The 18,088-nt window shown below is 72.8% G+C and carries 14 protein-coding genes and 1 pseudogene; 7 read left to right on the top strand and 8 right to left on the bottom strand.

Annotated features, from left to right (window positions below; translation table 11 throughout):
• Genes ACZ4QV_RS01870 through ACZ4QV_RS01860 form a run of 3 tightly spaced genes read right to left on the bottom strand, consistent with a single transcriptional unit; the run spans window position 1 to window position 3,847 of the window.
• A complete protein-coding gene (locus tag ACZ4QV_RS01870) occupies window positions 1–402 on the bottom strand; it encodes a DUF742 domain-containing protein (RefSeq protein ID WP_361146594.1) in 402 nt (133 codons plus the stop codon).
• Complete coding sequence (locus ACZ4QV_RS01865) at window positions 399–896, bottom strand: roadblock/LC7 domain-containing protein (RefSeq protein ID WP_361586046.1); 498 nt, start codon at window positions 894–896, stop codon at window positions 399–401. The genes ACZ4QV_RS01870 and ACZ4QV_RS01865 overlap by 4 nt, the downstream gene beginning before the upstream one ends.
• Window positions 893–3,847: a sensor histidine kinase gene (locus tag ACZ4QV_RS01860; protein WP_467762551.1), complete on the bottom strand. Its 2,955-nt coding sequence runs from the start codon at window positions 3,845–3,847 to the stop codon at window positions 893–895. The genes ACZ4QV_RS01865 and ACZ4QV_RS01860 overlap by 4 nt, the downstream gene beginning before the upstream one ends.
• Window positions 3,848–4,470: 623 nt before the next feature.
• Between ACZ4QV_RS01860 and ACZ4QV_RS01855 the strand changes: the two genes are divergently transcribed.
• From ACZ4QV_RS01855 to ACZ4QV_RS01845, 3 genes are all read left to right on the top strand, one after another.
• Window positions 4,471–5,316 carry a hypothetical protein gene (locus tag ACZ4QV_RS01855; protein WP_361146602.1) on the top strand — a complete coding sequence of 282 codons (846 nt, stop codon included), beginning with the start codon at window positions 4,471–4,473 and terminating at the stop codon, window positions 5,314–5,316.
• Window positions 5,317–5,450: 134 nt separating this feature from the next.
• Window positions 5,451–6,161: a TetR/AcrR family transcriptional regulator gene (locus tag ACZ4QV_RS01850; protein WP_361146604.1), complete on the top strand. Its 711-nt coding sequence runs from the start codon at window positions 5,451–5,453 to the stop codon at window positions 6,159–6,161.
• A gap of 35 nt (window positions 6,162–6,196) precedes the next feature.
• Window positions 6,197–7,609, top strand: a complete 1,413-nt coding sequence (locus ACZ4QV_RS01845; RefSeq protein WP_361586038.1) for a cytochrome P450 family protein — start codon at window positions 6,197–6,199, stop codon at window positions 7,607–7,609.
• Between the two features lie 192 nt (window positions 7,610–7,801).
• Here ACZ4QV_RS01845 and ACZ4QV_RS01840 read toward each other — a convergent pair whose 3' ends face one another.
• A complete protein-coding gene (locus ACZ4QV_RS01840; RefSeq protein ID WP_361146610.1) occupies window positions 7,802–8,341 on the bottom strand; it encodes a MarR family winged helix-turn-helix transcriptional regulator in 540 nt (179 codons plus the stop codon).
• 296 nt (window positions 8,342–8,637) lie between these two features.
• On the opposite strand from ACZ4QV_RS01840, the gene ACZ4QV_RS01835 reads away from it, so the two are divergent.
• The gene (locus ACZ4QV_RS01835) at window positions 8,638–9,495 is read left to right on the top strand and encodes a lysozyme (protein ID WP_361591708.1); all 858 of its coding nucleotides are present in this window, start codon (window positions 8,638–8,640) and stop codon (window positions 9,493–9,495) included.
• Between the two features lie 430 nt (window positions 9,496–9,925).
• On the opposite strand, the pseudogene ACZ4QV_RS01830 reads toward ACZ4QV_RS01835, so the two are convergent.
• From ACZ4QV_RS01830 to ACZ4QV_RS01815, 4 genes and pseudogenes are all read right to left on the bottom strand, one after another.
• Window positions 9,926–10,456 (bottom strand): annotated as a pseudogene (locus tag ACZ4QV_RS01830) (Uma2 family endonuclease); the annotation flags it as partial.
• A 168-nt stretch (window positions 10,457–10,624) separates the two neighbouring features.
• The gene (gene lon, locus ACZ4QV_RS01825) at window positions 10,625–13,084 is read right to left on the bottom strand and encodes an endopeptidase La (RefSeq protein WP_361146615.1); all 2,460 of its coding nucleotides are present in this window, start codon (window positions 13,082–13,084) and stop codon (window positions 10,625–10,627) included.
• A 333-nt stretch (window positions 13,085–13,417) separates the two neighbouring features.
• Window positions 13,418–13,807: a VOC family protein gene (locus ACZ4QV_RS01820; RefSeq protein WP_361146618.1), complete on the bottom strand. Its 390-nt coding sequence runs from the start codon at window positions 13,805–13,807 to the stop codon at window positions 13,418–13,420.
• Window positions 13,808–13,909: 102 nt separating this feature from the next.
• Window positions 13,910–14,590: a rhomboid-like protein gene (locus tag ACZ4QV_RS01815; RefSeq protein ID WP_467762479.1), complete on the bottom strand. Its 681-nt coding sequence runs from the start codon at window positions 14,588–14,590 to the stop codon at window positions 13,910–13,912.
• Between the two features lie 502 nt (window positions 14,591–15,092).
• Here ACZ4QV_RS01815 and ACZ4QV_RS01810 point away from each other — a divergent pair.
• From ACZ4QV_RS01810 to ACZ4QV_RS01800, 3 genes are all read left to right on the top strand, one after another.
• Window positions 15,093–15,830, top strand: a complete 738-nt coding sequence (locus ACZ4QV_RS01810; protein ID WP_467762478.1) for a spermidine synthase family protein — start codon at window positions 15,093–15,095, stop codon at window positions 15,828–15,830.
• Between the two features lie 78 nt (window positions 15,831–15,908).
• Window positions 15,909–16,649 carry a response regulator transcription factor gene (locus ACZ4QV_RS01805; RefSeq protein ID WP_031001263.1) on the top strand — a complete coding sequence of 247 codons (741 nt, stop codon included), beginning with the start codon at window positions 15,909–15,911 and terminating at the stop codon, window positions 16,647–16,649.
• On the top strand, window positions 16,646–17,863 hold the full coding sequence (locus ACZ4QV_RS01800; RefSeq protein WP_361146620.1) for a sensor histidine kinase: 1,218 nt from the start codon (window positions 16,646–16,648) through the stop codon (window positions 17,861–17,863). The genes ACZ4QV_RS01805 and ACZ4QV_RS01800 overlap by 4 nt, the downstream gene beginning before the upstream one ends.
• The last annotated feature ends 225 nt before the right edge of the window (window positions 17,864–18,088 follow it).

The raw sequence follows: 18,088 nt of genomic DNA, 5'->3' as shown, positions 1-18,088 counted from the left end.
TCAGAGCCTGCGAAGTCCACCCAACACCCTTTCGAGCAGCGCGCGGTCCGGCCGGCCGGTGCCGTGCCCGGTGCCGTAGACGCGGATCTTTCCTTGGTCGGCGAGGTCGCTGAGCAGGACGCGGACCACGCCCAGCGGCATCTTGAGCAGCGCGGAGATCTCCGCCACCGAACGCATCCGGCGGCACAGCTCCACGATCGCCCGCATCTCCGGCATCACCCGGTCGCCCCAGCCGCCGGACGTCAGCTCCCGCCGCTCCTCGGGAGCGTCCAGCGCCGCCACGAACGTCTCCACGAGCAGGACGTGGCCGAAGCGGGTGCGCCCGCCGGTCAGCGAGTACGGGCGCACGCGCGAGGGTTTCCGGTCCCCGCCGCGTACCGGGAGCTGGGGTGCGGTGCTCACTGGGCGCTCTCCATCGACTTGCGCAGCTCGCTGCGGAGTTCGGGGGTCAGGACGTGGCCGGCCCGGCCGACGAACAGCGCCATGTGGTAGGCGATGACGCTCATGTCGCAGTCCGGCGTGGCGTGCACCCCGAGCAGCGAGCCGTCGCTGACCGACATGACGAAGAGGCTGCCCTCCTCCATCGCGACCATGGTCTGCTTGACCGTTCCGCCGTCCATCAGCCTGGCGGCACCCGTGGTGAGGCTGCCCAGCCCGGAGACGATGGTCGCCAGGTCCGCGCTGGACCCGCGGGGACCCGCCGGGGCACCGGGCCGTCCGGCCGGGGCGGCCGCCGCGGCCGCTCCCGGGTCGGAGGAGAGCAGCAGCAGCCCGTCGGAGGAGACCACGGCCACCGAGCGGATGCCCGGCACCTCGTCGACCAGGTTGGTCAGCAACCAGTGCAGATTCCGTGCCTCACTGCTCAGTCCGTAAGCAGTCGGCGCTTGCGCCTTCAATCGCGTGCCTCCTCGACAACGTGGCTCTGTCCCGGGGCCCCCGCTCCGTCGGTGTCCGTCTGTGGGATGGTCTGCTCCGCTGTACGTTCCGCGATCTCGGCCTCGACGTCGCGCCGGCCGTCCCGCGCCCCCTGCTGGAAGCCGCCGAGCCGGGCCCGCAGCGACTCGGCGGTGGCCGCCGCGTTGCCCGTACGGGGGGTGGCGGGCGGCTTCCGCGCCACGATGCGCGGTGTGCGCTTGGGCAGGCCCTGGTCGGTCAACCGGGGCCGGCGCGGTGCGTCGGCGCTCTCGTCCTCGGCGGGTGCGGCGCCGGGCCGGGCGTGCTCGCCGGTTCCGGTGGCGTACGGGACAGCCGTGCCGGGGCCGCCGGTCGTGTCCGAGGCCGGGGCCGCGACGCCGGAAGGTGCCGCTCCGGGCGCCTGGGGCGCCGCTTCCGCGGGCCGGTCGTGCTCCGCGGTCTCCTTGGCGTACGGGCCGGGCGACCGCGGACCGTACGGGCTGGTCGCGGGCGCCTGGGCGTCGCCCGCCACAGGGTCGTCACCCGGTGCGGTGCCTGCGGGCGCCTCGGGACCGGCGGGCACACCGGTGCCGATGGACGCCTCGGGACCGGTGCTCGAACCGGTGCCCGCGGGCGCCTCGGGCGTGGCCGCCCCCACCGCGCGTTCCGCCGCCTCGACCAAGGGGTCGTCCGCGTTCGCGCCCGTGCCGGCGTGCGGCCGCCCGGCGTCCCTACCGCCCTGTTCCAGGCGCGGCAGCCGCGTCTGGAGCGTGTTGGAGTTGGCCTCGGCGACCGAGCCCGGCAGGTTCTGGACGGCCTCGCCGGGCGGCGGAGGCGCGACGGAGCCCGGCGCGGGGCGGGTGGGCAGGATGGCGGCGGGCAGCACGACGACGGCCGTGATCCCGCCCTGCTTCTGGTCGCGCAGTTGTACGCGTACACCGTGGCGGGCGGCGAGCCGTACGACGACGTACAGGCCGAGGCCCAGCGTCTCGTCCGCCGTGTCCAGGCTGTCGCCGCTCCCGGACCCGTCCGCGAGGCGGCCGTTCAGCTCCGCCAGCCGGTCCGCGGTCATCCCTATGCCCTCGTCCTGCACGGAGAGCATGACCTCGCCGCTCTCCAGCAGCCAGCCGGACAGCTCGACATGGGCGTCCGGCGGGGAGAACGCGGTGGCGTTCTCCAGGAGTTCCGCGACGAGGTGGCTGATGTCGTCGGCGGCGAACCCGGCGACCTGGGAGTGCGGCGGCAGCGACTGGACGCGCACCCGCTCGTACTGCTCGATCTCGCTGATCGACGCGCGCAGCACGTCCAGCAGCGGCACCGGCCCCGGCTGCCCGGCGCTGTGCTCCGTACCGGCCAGGACCAGCAGGTTCTCGCTGTTGCGCCGCATCCGGGCGGCGAAGTGGTCCAGCTTGAAGAGGGTCTCCAGGCGGTCCGGGTCCTGTTCCTTCTGCTCCAGCGACTCGATGACGGTCAGCTGGCGCTCGACGAGGTTCAGGGTGCGCAGCGCGAGGTTGACGAACCGGCCGTGCACACCGGTGCGCAGGGCCGCCATCCGCTCGGTGAGGTCCGCGACCTCCTGGCGCAGCGACTCCCGCTCCTCCTGGAGCACCTCGCGCTCGGCGGCCAGCCGCTTGCGCCCGCCGACCAGCCGGGCGCGTTCGCCCTCCAGTTCGGCGGCCCGGCGGGCGGCCTCGCCCACCTGGGCGTGCAGGGCGTTGACGGACCGTACGGCGTCGGCGAACTCGTCGTTGCGGCCCTTGAAGGTGACCGGCGGCTCGCCCGCCGGGTCGGCCGCCACCCGCCCGGCGCCCAACCGCAGCGCCGCGAGCGGCCGGGTCACCGAGCGCCATGCGGAGACGCTGGCGCCGACCGCCAGCAGCAGGCAGACGCCGACCAGGGCGATACGGATCTCCATCGCCGTCACGTCGTCGTCGCGCAGCGCGCTCAGCCGGTCGATGTCGGCGGTGGCCATCGACGCCTCGACGCCGCGCATCAGGCCGATCCGGGCGGTGAGCGCGGTCTTCACGCGGGCGCTGCTCAGCCGCTGGTCGTCGGCGTCCAGGCGGGGCTGGTCGGTGAGCTTGGCGAGGTAGCTGTCGGCGGTGTTCACGTCGCCGCCGTTGACGGTGCGGTCGTAGGCGTCCCGGGCCTTGGTGCTCGCGGACTGCTTGAACGCGGCCAGCGCGGCCCGTTCCCGTACGTACGCCTGCTGTGCGGCGGCGGTCAGCCGGGCCTGCGGACCGCCGGCGGCGAGGGCCGGGACGAGCAGGGCGCGGGTCGCGGCGGCCTGGTCGGTGGCGCGGCCGAGCTGCGGCAGGGCCCGTACGTCCGGGGCGACGTCGCTCGCGCGGGCGGGCAGGTCGCGGGCGATGGCGTCGGAGAGCGCGCCGAGCGCCTGGACGGCGGCCGTGTAGGCGCCGAAGGTCTCGGTGACCTGGCCCGGCCCGGACAGCGCCTTCTGGCGGGTCTGCGGCAGCGCGGCGAGGAGCTTGTCGGCCGCCCGGTACGTCTCGGTGGCGCCGGCGGCGCCGTGGGACGCGGCCCGCAGTTCGGCGATCTGCCGGTCCACCCGGGCCCGCTGGGCCTCCGGGAGCCCGGCGCCGCCGGACTTGGCGGAGCGGCCGCCCGCGACGTACTCGGTCATCGCGTCGCGCTCGTCGGCCAGGGAGTGGGCGAGGGTGACCGCGTGCGCGTTCAGGCCGGCCAGGTCGACCAGCTGCTGGGAGTCGTGGACGTCGTCCAGGGCGGAGACGACGGCGGGCGCGCCGGCCCCGAGGACGGCGAGCGCGGCGACGGCCACGGCGCCCACGAGCCGGTTGCGCACGCGCGCGCGCCGGCCGGCCGGGGCGGGAGCGGGGGCAGGGACGGTGGAGGCAGGGACCGCCGGGGCCTTCTTCGGGGCGTTCCCGGGGTGGTTGTCAGGGGTGCGCGCCGGGCCGGCCGTGTCGGTCATGGCGTCGGTCACAGGGGGCGTCGTGGCCGTCCCGGGAGGCGCACCGGCCCCCGGCGGCACGCCCGGTCCCGCGCCCGGCGCCGTACCCGAGAACGAACCGGCCGGTGTTCCCGGCCCGACCGCGCCGTCCCGAAGCCGCTTCTTCCGCACCGCTGCTCGCATTCCTGTCTCGCCTGCCCACACCGTGTGGTCCCGCGGACCCGGTTCGCTCTCGCTCGCGGCGCGTACCTGTGCGAAAACCGCAGCGATTCACACGTCCGCGAGGGAAGCAGCCCGGCTCTGCGCGTCGCGACGAGTGAGCTGGCGCCTCCCATGATCCGGGCCACGACCATTCCACCGGCATCGCGCAGCGGCCCGGCAACGTACACCCGGCCACTCGAATGAGTGAACATCAATCGGAAGTTGACCATCAACTTCCGATCACGGCCGCTCCGGGATGCAACCTCGCGCAACCCCCGAGCGGGTTTGGAGAACCGTGCGGCTCCTGGAAAGATGCCCGCCCGCACCCCGGGAGACCGCGATTTTCAGCCCCACCTCACGCCTCTGACCTGCTGATACACCCCGGAGCCCGGCGAAGTCCGCACACCGCGGGAAACCGGACGCGCTGCGGCAGACTTGCCGCCATGCGCATCGAACTGGCCACCGAGCCGGGAGACCCCCAACACCCGAACGAGGACTACGCGTCCGTCGCCCTGCCCGCCTCCGGCCAGGGCGGAGTCATGGTCCTCCTGGACGGCGTGACCCCGCCCCCGGACGGGACCGGCTGCACGCACGGGGTGCCGTGGTACACCGCGCGGCTCGGCGGAGCCATGCTCGAACTGTCCGGTTCGTTCCGGGATATGACGCTCCCTGAGGTGCTTTCGGCCGCCATCTCCCGGACGGCCGAAGTTCACCGGTCAGGCTGTGACCTTTCTCACCCCCGCACACCGCAGGCAACCGTGGTGGCCGTCCGGTGGTCGCCGGCCACCGTCGAGTACCTGGTGCTGTCCGATTCCGTCCTGCTCGCCGAGCATCCGGACGGTACGGTACGGCCGATTCTGGACACCCGCCTCGACGAACTGCCGCCCGCCGTGCAGGCCCTGCGCGACACCGTACGGGCCCTGCCACGCGGCTCCGCCGAACGCGTCGCCGCAGGCCGCGAGTACGGAGCGGCCGTGGAAGCGCTGCGCAACGCCGAGGGCGGGTTCTTCACCGCCGCGGCCGACCCGGCGGTGGCGGCGCGCGCGGTCACCGGCTCCCTGCCACGCACCGGAGTACGGGCGCTGACCGCGCTCAGTGACGGCGCGTCACGATGGGTCGAGGTATTCGGCGAAGGCACGTGGGCGGACTGCTTCGCGGTGGTGCGCAAGGAGGGGCCGCAAGCGCTGGTCGACCGGGTGCGGGCACTGGAGGACACCGATCCGCACGGCGCGCGTTTCCCTCGCGGCAAGTCCCGGGACGACGCGACGGTGGTACTGGTCGAGCCGTGATCCGGCCGGGCGGGGCGGCAGTTGCCGCAGGCCCTGCCGTACGGCTGGAAAGGGCCTGTCACGGTGGGCGCCGTCCGGCCTAGCTTTGACTACGTGACCAGTTTCGACATCTGGTCACGCAGTCAGGAGGAGCCGTGCAGGCCGACGAACGCGCGGAACGGGGCGAGCGCATCCTGGACGCCGCGTGCGAGCTGCTGCTCGCCTGGGGCTACCGCCGCGTGACCGCCGACGAGATCGCCCGCCGGGCGGACGTCGGCAAAGGCACGGTCTACCTGCACTGGAAGAACAAGGACGCGCTGCTGCTGGCCGTGGTGCTCCGCGCCAAGGCGACGTACCACCGCAGGCAGTTGGACCGGATGCGGACCGACAACCGCTGCATCCTGCCCAGCCGGGCGCTGCGCGGGTCCCTCCTGGACTTCATGGACGACCCGGTGCTGCGCGCCCTCCACCTCGACGACTCCGACATCCTCGGGCGCCTGAACGACGTCGCCAAGAAAGAACTCGTGGAACTGATGGAGGCGAGCCACGAGACGCTGCGCTCGCAACTGTCCACCCTGCGCGCCCACGGCCTGGTGCGCGAAGACCTCAGCGTCGACCAGCAGATATACGTCTGCATGGCGACGGTCAACGGTTACGTCCAGGCCGAGGTGCTGCTTCCCGACCGCGCTCCGGGCGCTCCGGAGGAGCGGGCCGACCTGCTGTGCCACACGGTCCGCACCGCGCTGGAGCCGGCCGGCGACCCCGACCCGGAGGCCCTCACCGCGGCGGCCCCCGCCGTCATCACGCGCTACGCGCGTCTGGAGGAGCTGAGCCGACAGGAAGTACGGCGCCGGCTCCGTCCGTGACCCCCGGTCACACCTGATCAGGAGGAGAACGCACGATGACCACATCGCCCGCCGAGTCCCGAGCGGCCACCCCGCCCGACTCCACCGCCTCCCCCTCGACCGCTTCCGCCCCGGCCGCCACCCCTTCGGCCGCCACCCCTTCGGTCACCACCGACGGCACCACACTGCCCTCCTACGTCGGCCTCCACCCGGGCGAGCCGAACCTGATGGAACCGGAACTGCTGGACGACCCGTACACCGGCTACGGCGCACTGCGTGAGCAGGCCCCGCTCGTCCGCGCCCGGTTCCTCGACGACTCGCCCATCTGGCTGGTGACCCGCTTCGACGTGGTGCGCGAGGTGATGCGTGACCCGCGGTTCGTCAACAACCCGACCCTGGTGCCCGGTATCGGCGTGGGCCAGGACCCGCGCGCCCGGCTGATGGAGCTGTTCGGCATCCCCGAGCGCCTGACCCCGTACCTCGCCGACACCATCCTCACCAGCGACCCGCCGGACCACACCCGGCTGCGCCGCCTGGTCTCGCGCGCCTTCACCGCACGCCGTATCCAGGACTTGCGGCCGCGCGTCGAGCGGATCACCGACGAGCTGCTGGAGCAGTTGCCGGGCCACGCCGAGGACGGCGTCGTCGACCTCGTCGAGCACTTCGCGTACCCGCTGCCCATCACGGTCATCTGCGAGCTGGTCGGCATCGACGAGGAGGACCGGACGCTGTGGCGGCGGTTCGGTACCGACCTCGCCTCGCTGAACCCCAAGCGCATCGGCGCCACCATGCCGGAGATGATCGCGCACATCCACGAGGTGATCGACGAGCGGCGCGGTGCCCTGCGGGACGACCTGCTCAGCGGGCTCATCCGGGCGCACGACGACGACGGCGGCCGGCTGAGCGACGTCGAGATGGTCACCATGGTCCTGACCCTGGTGCTGGCCGGTCACGAGACCACCGCCCACCTCATCAGCAACGGCACCCTCGCCCTGCTCACCCACCCCGACCAGCGGCGGCTGCTCGACGAGGACCCGGCGCTGCTGCCGCGCGCGGTCCACGAGCTGATGCGCTGGTGCGGGCCGATCCAGGCCACCCAGTTGCGGTACGCCACCGAGGACACCGAGGTCGCCGGTGTGCAGGTCCGCCAAGGCGACGCCCTGATGTTCAGCCTCGTCGCGGCCAACCACGACCCGCGGCACTACACCGGGCCGGAGCGGCTCGACCTGACGCGGCAGCCGGCCGGCCGCGCCGAGGACCACGTCGGCTTCGGGCACGGGATGCACTACTGCCTGGGTGCCTCCCTCGCCCGGCAGGAGGCCGAGGTGGCCTTCGGCAAGCTGCTCACCCGCTACCCGGACCTGGCCCTCGCCCTCACGCCGGAACGGCTGGAGGAGCAGGAACGCCTGCGGCAGCCCGGCGCCTGGCGCCTGCGGCGGCTGCCGCTGAGGCTGCACGCGGAGAGCTGAGCCGTACGGAGAGCCGGTACGGAGCGTCCTGCACGGAGAGGCGCGCACGGGAAGGCCCGTGCGGGGAGGCCCGTGCGGGGAGGCCCGGGCGGAGGGTCCCGTACACGCTGCCGGCCGCCCGCGGAGGAGGCGGCCGCCACGGACGGCCGGCTGAGCGCCGGCGCACGGCCCTGCGGGGCCGCGCGCCGGCGCTCAGCCGTTCCCGCCCTTGCCGCCGCGCTCGCCCCTGGCGGCCGCCCCGCACCCCTCTTCCGCGTCCTGCTCCGCGTTCAACCGGTGGAGCAGGCGCGCCAGTTCCGCGACCTCGCGGCGGTCCCAGGAGGCGAGCCGCCGCGCGTACTGGGCGCGGCGGCTGTTGCGTACCCGGCCGAACCGGTCGTGCCCCTCGTCGGTGAGGCGGACCAGCACGGCCCGGCCGTCGGCCGGGTCCGGCTCGCGGTCGATCAGACCGAGGTCCTCCAAGGCGCGCAGTTGCCGGCTCATGGTCGCCTTGCCCACGCCGAAGTAACCGGCCAGTTCGGTGGCGCGCTGCTGCCCCGCGTCGGCGAGGCGGACGAGCAGGCCGTACGCGGCCGCCTCCAGCTCCGGGTGCACCTCCCGGGCCAGCTCGCCGGAGGTGGCCCGGGCACGGCGCAGGAAGACCGCCAGCTCCCGCTCCAGGGAGAGGAACACCTGGTCCACACCACCGGGTTCGTCCGTCCCTGCCACGCTGTCGGGTCTGGTGTTGTGCACGTCGGCGCCCTCTCCCGCTTTCCGTACCGTGAAAGTTTCCTGCGGCGGCGGCCGAAGCCGCAGCTTGTCCAGTATTTCGCAGGATTAGACCAACGGAAGCCCGGCTCCCCTCTTTGCCCTGTGCATCTACGCGCGTACCGTCAGCGGCACGTTCTTGGCATGCTCACACCACACAGCCCGGTACGGCCGCGCCACTCCCCTCGTTTCCCCCGTTCGGCTCCGCGCGCCCCGCGGCGCGCCGTGGCCCGCCCGGCCGGCCCCCTCAGGTCAGTTCACCGAGATGCTCGGAGGCACGTATGCCCGTGCACAGATCCGGCCGCCCCGCCGTCCGCCGCCCGCGCTCCTTCGCGGCCCTGGCGGGGACGTTCCTCACCGTCGCCGCCCTCTTCCTCGGGCTGCCGGGCACCGCCGGCGCCGCCCCGTACGGCGCCGCCCCCGAACCCGCCCACCCCGGCCTGGACTGGGCCGGCTCCCAGGTCGCCCGCCACGAGGGCGACGCGCCGGGCGAGGCGCCACCGCCCACCCTCGCCTCCGTCGAAGGTGTCGACGTCAGCAGCCACAACGGCAACGTCCCCTGGCAGACCCTGTGGGACTCCGGGGTCCGCTTCGCCTACGTGAAGGCCACCGAGTCCACCGGCTACACCAACCCGTACTTCGCCCAGCAGTACAACGGCTCCTACGACGTCGGCATGATCCGCGGCGCGTACCACTTCGCCACCCCGGACACCTCCGGCGGCGCCGCCCAGGCCGACCACTTCGTGGACCACGGCGGCGGCTGGTCCAAGGACGGCCGCACCCTGCCCGGCGCCCTCGACATGGAGTACAACCCGTACGGCTCCACCTGCTACGGCAAGAGCGCGGCCGGCCTGGTCGGCTGGATCAAGGACTTCTTCGCCACCTACAAGGCACGCACCGGCAGGGACGCCCTCATCTACACCTCCACCACCTGGTGGAAACAGTGCACCGGCAACTACGCCGGCTTCGGCTCCGTCAACCCTCTGTGGATCCCCCGCTACGGCTCCTCGGCCGGCGAACTCCCGGCGGGCTGGGCCTTCCACACCGTCTGGCAGTACACGTCGTCGGGCCCCACGGTCGGCGACCGGAACCGGTTCAACGGGTCGTACGAGCGGCTGAGGGCGCTGGCTGACGGATGAGGCGGTGGGTCCCGGGGCGGGATACGCGCCGGGGCCCCTTCATCGCCGGCAGCCCCGGGGAAACCCGTCGGTTTCCAACGTCAGCCCGAGTGCCGTGCTCGTCAGGCCGACGGGAGCGCCGAATTCCCCGCTCAGCCGCGACCGGTACGCGCCGTTCTCGGGGAGGGCGTGGAGGTGCCACTTCGCGGTGTACGGGGGTCCACGGTCAGGTGGACGGGGACATGGCCCTCGGCACAGGCGGCTCTCTTCGGCCCGTAATCGTAGGGCCCGGTTTCACGAGAGGTGACCTCAAGGACGAATTCGACGTCCCGATAGCGCCAATGCCCTTCGCCGTCCGGCTCCGCCCCGTCCGACAGCTTGAAGCGCGGTCGCTGCCGTCACCCGGCTCATGCGTCGATGCGCCGTCACTCCCGGCCGGATTCCGCCTGTCCAGCGAGAGGCCGACGACCGTGTCGGTCAGGTCGACCGGGTCGCCGGACTTGATGGCCGGACCGAGGCGGTAGGTGCCGTCCTTGGGGGCCGTGTAAAGGTGGCACTGCCCGAGGTACGGATCGGCAATGAGGTGGACGGGCACTCCCGCCATGGCGTATGCGTCCTTCTTGGGGCCATGGACGTTGCGCGACGTGTCCCTGGAGATGACTTCGGCGACGAATTCGATGTCCTGGTACCGCCAGCGCCCCTTGTCGTCCTTCTCCGCACCGTCCCGCAGCGCGACCACGTCGCAAGCGAAACCGTTGAGGTGGCCGGGGAAGTCCAAGCGGGCATCGGACTTCACTCGCTTCCGCGGGTGGTGGGACCTCAATTGATCGTGAATCGCGGCGACGATGTCCCAGTGGTTGTCCCCTTGCGGCGACATGAAAACGGCCCCCTCGACGATCTCTGCCTTGTAGCCCTCGGGGACGGGCATCCGCTCCAGCCAGTCGAACATCATGTCCGGGCTGAGCCCGTCGCTGTCGGCCATCTCGATCTCGACCCTGTTGTCGGTCAGCTCGACGGTCACCGTGCGCTCCTCCCCACCGCCGCGATGTGCGGGCAGTCGCGCAGTACGACGTTACGCACGGTGACCGGGACACGCGCGGCCCGGCGCCCCGTGTCAGGGGCTCCGGGCCGCTGTGGCCGATCGCGTCCGTCACGCCGCGACCGGGACCTCCGGGGCGGCCGGGGCCGAGGCCGGGGTCAGGGCCAGGTCGAGGACCTGGCGGACGTCGGAGACCGGGTGGACGTCCAGCTTCTCCAGGATCTCGGCGGGGACGTCGTCCAGGTCCGGCTCGTTGCGCTTGGGGATGACCACGGTCGTGATGCCCGCCCGGTGCGCCGCGAGCAGCTTCTGCTTGACGCCGCCGATCGGCAGTACCCGCCCGGTCAGTGAGACCTCGCCGGTCATCGCCACGTCCGGGCGCACCTGCCGCCCGGAGAGCAGCGAGGCCAGCGCCGTCGTCATCGTCACGCCCGCGCTCGGGCCGTCCTTCGGTACCGCGCCCGCCGGTACGTGCAGGTGGACGCCGCGCTCCTTCAAGTCACCGACCGGCAGCTCCAGTTCCGCGCCGTGCGAACGCAGGAAGGACAGCGCGATGTGCGCGGACTCCTTCATCACGTCGCCCAACTGGCCGGTGAGCTGGAGCCCGGACGCGCCGGTCTCCGGATCGGCGAGCGAGGCTTCCACGTACAGCACGTCGCCGCCCGCGCCGGTGACCGCGAGGCCGGTGACCACGCCGGGTACGGACGTGCGCCGTTCGGCGGGGTCCTGCGCCGACTCGGGGGTGTGGTGCGGGCGCCCGATCAGCGGGCGCAGTTCGTCCACGCCGACCGTGAAGGGCAGCTCGCGCTCGCCCAGTTCGCTCTGGGCCGCGACCTTGCGCAGCAGCCGCCCGACGGCCCGCTCCAGGTTCCGTACGCCCGCCTCGCGGGTGTACTCACCGGCGAGCTTGTGCAGCGCCTCGTCCGTGAACGTGACCTCGTCGGGCTCCAGCCCGGCCCGCTCCAGTTGGCGCGGCAGCAGATGATCGCGGGCGATGACGACCTTCTCGTCCTGGGTGTAACCGTCGAGCCGGACCAGCTCCATGCGATCGAGCAGCGGCTCCGGTATGGCCTCCAGGACGTTGGCGGTGGCCAGGAAGACCACGTCGCTCAGGTCGAGCTCGACCTCCAGGTAATGGTCCCGGAAGGTGTGGTTCTGCGCCGGGTCGAGGACTTCGAGGAGGGCGGCGGCCGGGTCGCCCCGGAAGTCCGAGCCGACCTTGTCGATCTCGTCGAGCAGGACGACCGGGTTCATCGAGCCGGCCTCCTTGATCGCCCGCACGATGCGGCCGGGCAGCGCGCCGACGTACGTACGCCGGTGGCCGCGGATCTCCGCCTCGTCCCGTACGCCGCCGAGCGCGACCCGGACGAACTTGCGCCCCATGGAACGGGCCACGGACTCGCCCAGCGACGTCTTGCCGACGCCGGGCGGCCCGACCAGCGCCAGCACGGCGCCGCCCGCCCGTCGCCCACCGCCACCCTTGCCGGAATCGCTGCGCGATGCCCCTGCTGCCGGCCCGCCGACCAGGCCCGGACCACGGTCCGCGCGCCGCTTGCGCACGGCCAGGTACTCGGTGATGCGCTCCTTGACGTCCTCCAGACCGGCGTGGTCGGCGTCCAGGACCTCCTTGGCGCCGGGGATGTCGTACGCGTCCTCCGTGCGCTCGTTCCACGGCAGCTCCAGCACCGTGTCCAGCCAGGTCCTGATCCAGCTTCCCTCGGGGCTCTGGTCGCTGGACCGCTCCAGCTTGTCGACCTCCTTGAGGGCCGCCTTGCGGACGTCCTCGGGCAGCCGGGCCGCCTCGACGCGGGCGCGGTAGTCCTCGCCCTCGTCCTCCGGGTCGCCGTTCAGCTCGGCCAGCTCCTTGCGGACGGCCTCCATCTGGCGGCGCAGCAGGAACTCGCGCTGCTGCTTGTCGACGCCCTCCTGGACGTCCTTGGCGATGGCCTCCGCCACGTCCTGCTCGGCGAGGTGCTCGCGCAGCGCTTCGGTGGCCTGCTTCAGGCGGGCCACCGGGTCGGTGGTCTCCAGCAGCCGCACCTTCTGCTCGGTGCTCAGGAACGGCGAGTAACCGGAGTTGTCCGCGAGCTGCGACACGTCCTCGATCTGCTGGACGCGGTCCACGACCTGCCAGGCGCCGCGCTTCTTGAGCCAGTCGGTGGCCAGCGCCTTGTACTCCTTGACCAGCTCGGTGACCGCCCCGGGCAGGGGCTCGGGCGCCGTCTCGTCGACGGTGGTGCCCTCCACCCACAGGGCGGCGCCGGGGCCGGTGGTCCCGGCGCCGATCTTCACGCGGCCGAGCCCGCGGATGAGCGCGCCGGGGTCGCCGTCGGACAGCCGTCCGACCTGCTCGACGCGGCCGAGCACACCGATCGCCGCGTACGCGCCGTCGATCCGCGGCACAAGAAGCACGCGCGGCTTGTTACCCGGTGAGGCGGCGGACTGCGCGGCCTCGACCGCGGCCCGTACGTCCGCCTCGGAAAGGTCCAGCGGCACCACCATGCCGGGCAGCACGACCTCGTCGTCGAGGGGCAGCACGGGCAGAGTGAGCGAGGTGGACGTCGAAGCCATGATCTCCCCTTCGGCAGGCAAGTTGAGCAATACCCACTCAATGCTTGGGGGTGCGCGGATGTTCCCTGGTCCCTGTTCGCTGTGAGCGATCACTCTCGCGGCGTTGTGGCTGGGGTTCCTGTTGTCCTCAATCGCCGGACGGGCTTGGGGTGGCGCTGCCGGGCCCTTTGGTGGGGGCTGGTGGGGTGCGCGTCGTGCGCGATGGGGCCGGAGGGTGGGGGCTCGGGGCCACTCCGGGGTCACTCTCCCCCAGCCTCCGGCCGGGGGAGAGATGGCAACCAATGCGAGCCGTGCGTCAGCACAAAACCTCGCGCGAAGCGCGCCCGCGCGCGCTCAGCCCTGAGCCATGTGCATGAACTCCCAGACGTGCCCGTCAGGGTCCTGGAAGCTGACGCCGTACATGGGCCCCGCTTCCATCACCGGCTTCCACGCACTCGCGCCGGCGGCCAACGCCTTGGCCAGGGTGGCGTCGGCCTCTTCCCGGCTGTCGCAGGACAGACACGTGAGGACTTCCTTCGTCTTCGCGGCGTCGCTGATGTCGCCGTTGATGAAGTCCCGGAAGCGGTCCTCCTGGAGGAGCATGACGCAGATGTTCTCCTCGACGACCATGCACAGGGTGTGCTCGTCGGAGAAGTCGGGGTTGAAGGCGAAGCCGAGGCGGGTGAAGAACTCGCGGGACACGGCGATGTCCTTGACCGGCAGGTTCACGAAGATCATGCGCATGATGGGTGCCTCTTCCTGACGGAGCGGGGCCCCGGCCTCCGCGGCCGGGTGCAACCCTCGCTCCACCTCCCCGTGAAGCCGTGGAGAAGCGTGCTCAGGAAGCTAGCAACGCCCACTGACAATCGCCGCCGGGCGAGGCCCGCGGGAGCGTCGCAGGAGGGGCCGGGTGAGGGTTCCGAGGACGAGGGCGAGGAAGTGGCCCGAGTCGCTGACGGGGTCGCCGGAGAGCAGCAGATTGCTGACGGCGAACCAGGTCACGCCTGCCAGGAGCGGCCACCGGACCCAGCCGGGCAGCAGGCCCGCCAGCGCGCCGGTACAGGCCATCACGCCGAAGCTGATGCCGTAGTCGAGGCGTTGCAGCGAGTCGACGGGGAGGTGGCCGAGGGCGACCGCGGCACCGACCGGGAGTTCGGTGGCGAGCGTCGCGACCACGTGGCCGCCGAAGAAGACCGCGGCCGTCCGCAGGGCGCCGGCCCGGCGCTCCAGGGCCGTCAGGACGACCAGGAAGGCGACGGCGTACGCGGAGGTCGGACCGCCGGCGATCCACAGGGCGCTGGCGACGAGCACCAGCAGGGGCGCCTGCGCCAGGTGCTCGACGTCCGTACTGGAGGCCTGGAGCAGGCTGTGGACCAGTTCCGGGTCGGCGTGCTCGGCGAAGAGCGAGGTCGCGACGAGGAGGAGGGTGTAGCCGAAGGTGAAGGGGGTGGCGAGGGGGCCGGGGAGCAGGCGCCAGGGCTTGGGCCACCGGCTCGGGCTCCGGCCGGGCCACGTCGGCCGCGACACCGGAACGGGCCCCGTCGCCGGCGCGGAACCGGCGGGTGGCACACCCCCGGAAGCCGGTACGGAATCGGCGGACGGCACCCCACCGGAGACCGGCGCGGGACGGGCGACCGCCGCAGCCCCGGCGCCGACGCCACCGCCCGCCCCGGCCCTCGCCCCCTGCCTGGGCACCCCCTCCAGCGGCACCCCTTCCAGCGGCGCCGCCTCATCGGCCCCGCCTCCCGCGAAAGGGGCCGTTCGGGCAGTGGGGGCTCCCTCGTCGGGTGGCGTCTTTGCGGAGGCTGCTGCCGTGTTCACCCGGCTCACTGGTGGCTGGCCCCTTCCGTCCGTGGCTGTCGGCGCCGTCGGGGCGTCCGCCACTGAGGATCTACGTACGGGACAGCCTGCACGTTCAACCCATGAGCGAGCTGTGCCCGTGACCTGCGTCACGGGCGGCGCGGCCCGGTCCGGTCCGGTCCGTAAACCGGTTGGACCCGTCCCGCCCCGGTTGGCCAGGATGGCCGCCATGTCTCATCCCGCGCACGCCATGCCCGACCACCCCGTGCACGTGTCCGGCCCGCCCGCGCCCGGCGGTGGACCGCGGGTCCTCGACCGCCGAGAGGGCCCGTACGGGGAGGTGGTGCTGCGGCAGCGGGGCGAGCACTTCGAGATCATCGCCAACGGGTGTTTTCTGATGGACACCTCGGACGGGCGGTCCGAGCGGCTGCTGGTGGACGCGGCACTGGCGGAGCTGGGGGGCACGGAGGCACCGCACCGTGTGCTGATCGGCGGGCTCGGGGTCGGGTTCTCCCTGGTCAGGGCGGCGGAGGAGGCCCGATGGGGCCAGATCACGGTGGTGGAGCGGGAGGCCGCGGTCATCGACTGGCACCGTGCCGGGCCGCTGTCGGCGGTGTCCGGGGCGGCGCTCGCCGATCCCCGTACCGAGATCGTCGCCGCCGACCTGGTCGCGTACGTGCGCGAGGGCGCCGGGCCGCGCACGTTCGACGCGCTGTGCCTGGACATCGACAACGGGCCGGAGTGGACCGTCACGGAGGACAACGGCGGCCTCTACTCCCCCGCCGGTCTGGCGGCCTGCCGGGCGCGCCTGACGCCCGGCGGCGTGCTCGCGGTGTGGTCGGCGCAGCCGTCGTCCGCGTTCGAAGAAGCGCTGCGAAATGCCGGGTTCACCGGCGTACGTACCGAAGAGATCCCCGTTGTCCGAGGCGTCCCCGACGTGGTGCACCTCGCGCGCAAGGGCGCGTAGCCGATGGTCATACCCTGCCCTTACGCTGCTGCCCAGCAGTACGCGACCATGCAGCACGGGGACACGCAGGGGCGGGCGATGGATCAGACGCAGACCACCCAGGGCGGCACCGCCGCGGCCACGCCCGGCGCCCAGCGCCGGATCCTCGTCGTGGAGGACGACCCGACGATCGTCGACGCCATCGCGGCCCGGCTGCGCGCCGAGGGCTTCCAGGTGCAGACGGCCACCGACGGCCCGGCCGCGGTGGACACCGCCGAGGCGTGGCAGCCGGACCTGTTGGTCCTGGACGTGATGCTGCCGGGCTTCGACGGGCTGGAGGTGTGCCGCCGGGTGCAGGCGCGGCGCCCGGTGCCCGTCATGATGCTCACCGCGCGGGACGACGAGACGGACATGCTGGTCGGTCTCGGGGTCGGCGCGGACGACTACATGACCAAACCGTTCTCCATGCGGGAGCTGGCGGCCCGGGTGCATGTGCTGCTGCGCCGCGTGGAGCGGGCGGCGCTGGCCGCGCACACCCCGCGCAGCGGCATCCTGCGCCTGGGCGAGCTGGAGATCGACCACGCGCAGCGCCGGGTGCGGGTGCGCGGCACCGACGTGCACCTGACACCGACCGAGTTCGACCTGCTGGTGTGTCTGGCCAACACGCCGCGCGCGGTGCTCTCCCGTGAGCAGTTGCTGGCCGAGGTGTGGGACTGGGCGGACGCCTCCGGCACCCGTACGGTCGACAGCCACATCAAGGCGCTGCGCCGCAAGATCGGTGCGGAGCGCATCCGTACGGTGCACGGTGTCGGGTACGCGCTGGAGACCCCGCCGGTATGACGGCCCCCACCCGCCGCCGGCCGGCCGCCGAGAAGGAGCGGGCCGGACGCCAGGCCCGCGACCGGGCCAGGGAGAGTCTGCGGGACGGTCCGGCCGCCCTGCGGGAGCGGGTCTGGGTCCCGTTCTGGCGGCGGGTCTGGGAGGGGCTGCGCCCGCTGGACCCGTACCGCTCGGTCAAGGCGGCGCTCGGCGCGCTGGTCATCGTCTCGGTGATCATCACCACGCTGCTGGTGTTCGTCGCCATCCACTCCGACACCGAGCTGCGGGTCATCACGGTCTTCTCGATCATCGCCTCGCTGCTGGTCACCCAGTTCGTCGCGCAGGGTCTGACGGCGCCGCTGGACGACATGACGGACGTGACCCGGGCGATGGCGGACGGCGACTACACCCGGCGGGTGCGCGGCGGGCGGCGCGACGAGTTCGGCGACCTGGCCGACGCGTTCAACCGGATGGCCGCCGATCTGGAGGCGGTGGACACCCACCGCAAGGAGCTGGTCGCCAACGTCTCGCACGAGCTGCGCACCCCGATAGCGGCCCTGCGCGCCGTCCTGGAGAACGTGGTGGACGGGGTCTGCGAGCCCGATCCGGAAACGATGCGGACGGCCCTGAAGCAGACGGAGCGGCTGGGGCGGCTGGTGGAGCACCTGCTGGACCTGTCGCGGCTGGACAACGGCGTGGTGCCGCTGCACGCCCGCCGCTTCGAGGTGTGGCCGTACCTGTCGGGGGTGCTCAAGGAGGCCAACATGAGCCGCGGCGCCTCCACGCTCCGGGGGCTCGCCGGCTCCGGCACCCACACCCGTACGGACGTCCATCTGCACCTGGACGTCTCGCCGCCGGAACTGGCCGCGTACGCGGACGCCGAGCGGCTCCACCAGGTCGTGGCGAACCTGATCGACAACGCCATCAAGCACAGCCCGCGGCACGGCCGGGTCACGGTGCTGGCACGGGGCGGCGAGACGCCCGGGGGCCTGGAGCTGGAGGTGCAGGACGAGGGCCCGGGCATCCCGGAATCCGAGCGGCACCACGTCTTCGAACGGTTCAACCGGGGCGACCCGGCGGCGTCGGGTCCGGGCAGCGACGGCGGTACGGGGCTGGGCCTGGCGATCGCGCGCTGGGCGGTGGATCTGCACGGGGGACGGATCCGGGTGGCCGAATCGCCGCGCGGCTGCCGTATCCGCGTCACCCTTCCGGGAAGCGACTCCGTTCGAGGTTGACGCCGGGTGTCGTAGGGTCGGTGGTGGAAGCACACACTCCGTGGGTGCGGCGGCGATGCCGCGTACCCGAACGCAGGCAAACCTGGTGTGTTTCCCGTCGAGTCATGCCTCGAAACCCCTTGCCGAATGTGACGTGCACGACGACTGACGGCCCCGGACTGCACCAAAGGTCCCGAGAGGCGTAGCCTTTATTCCCGCTGTCCACCACCTTAGGAAGCGGAAGAG

The organism is Streptomyces sp. NPDC026394, from assembly GCF_055567735.1.
Note: the sequence above shows the minus strand (reverse complement) of the source record. Positions and strands in the feature narration are given on the sequence as shown.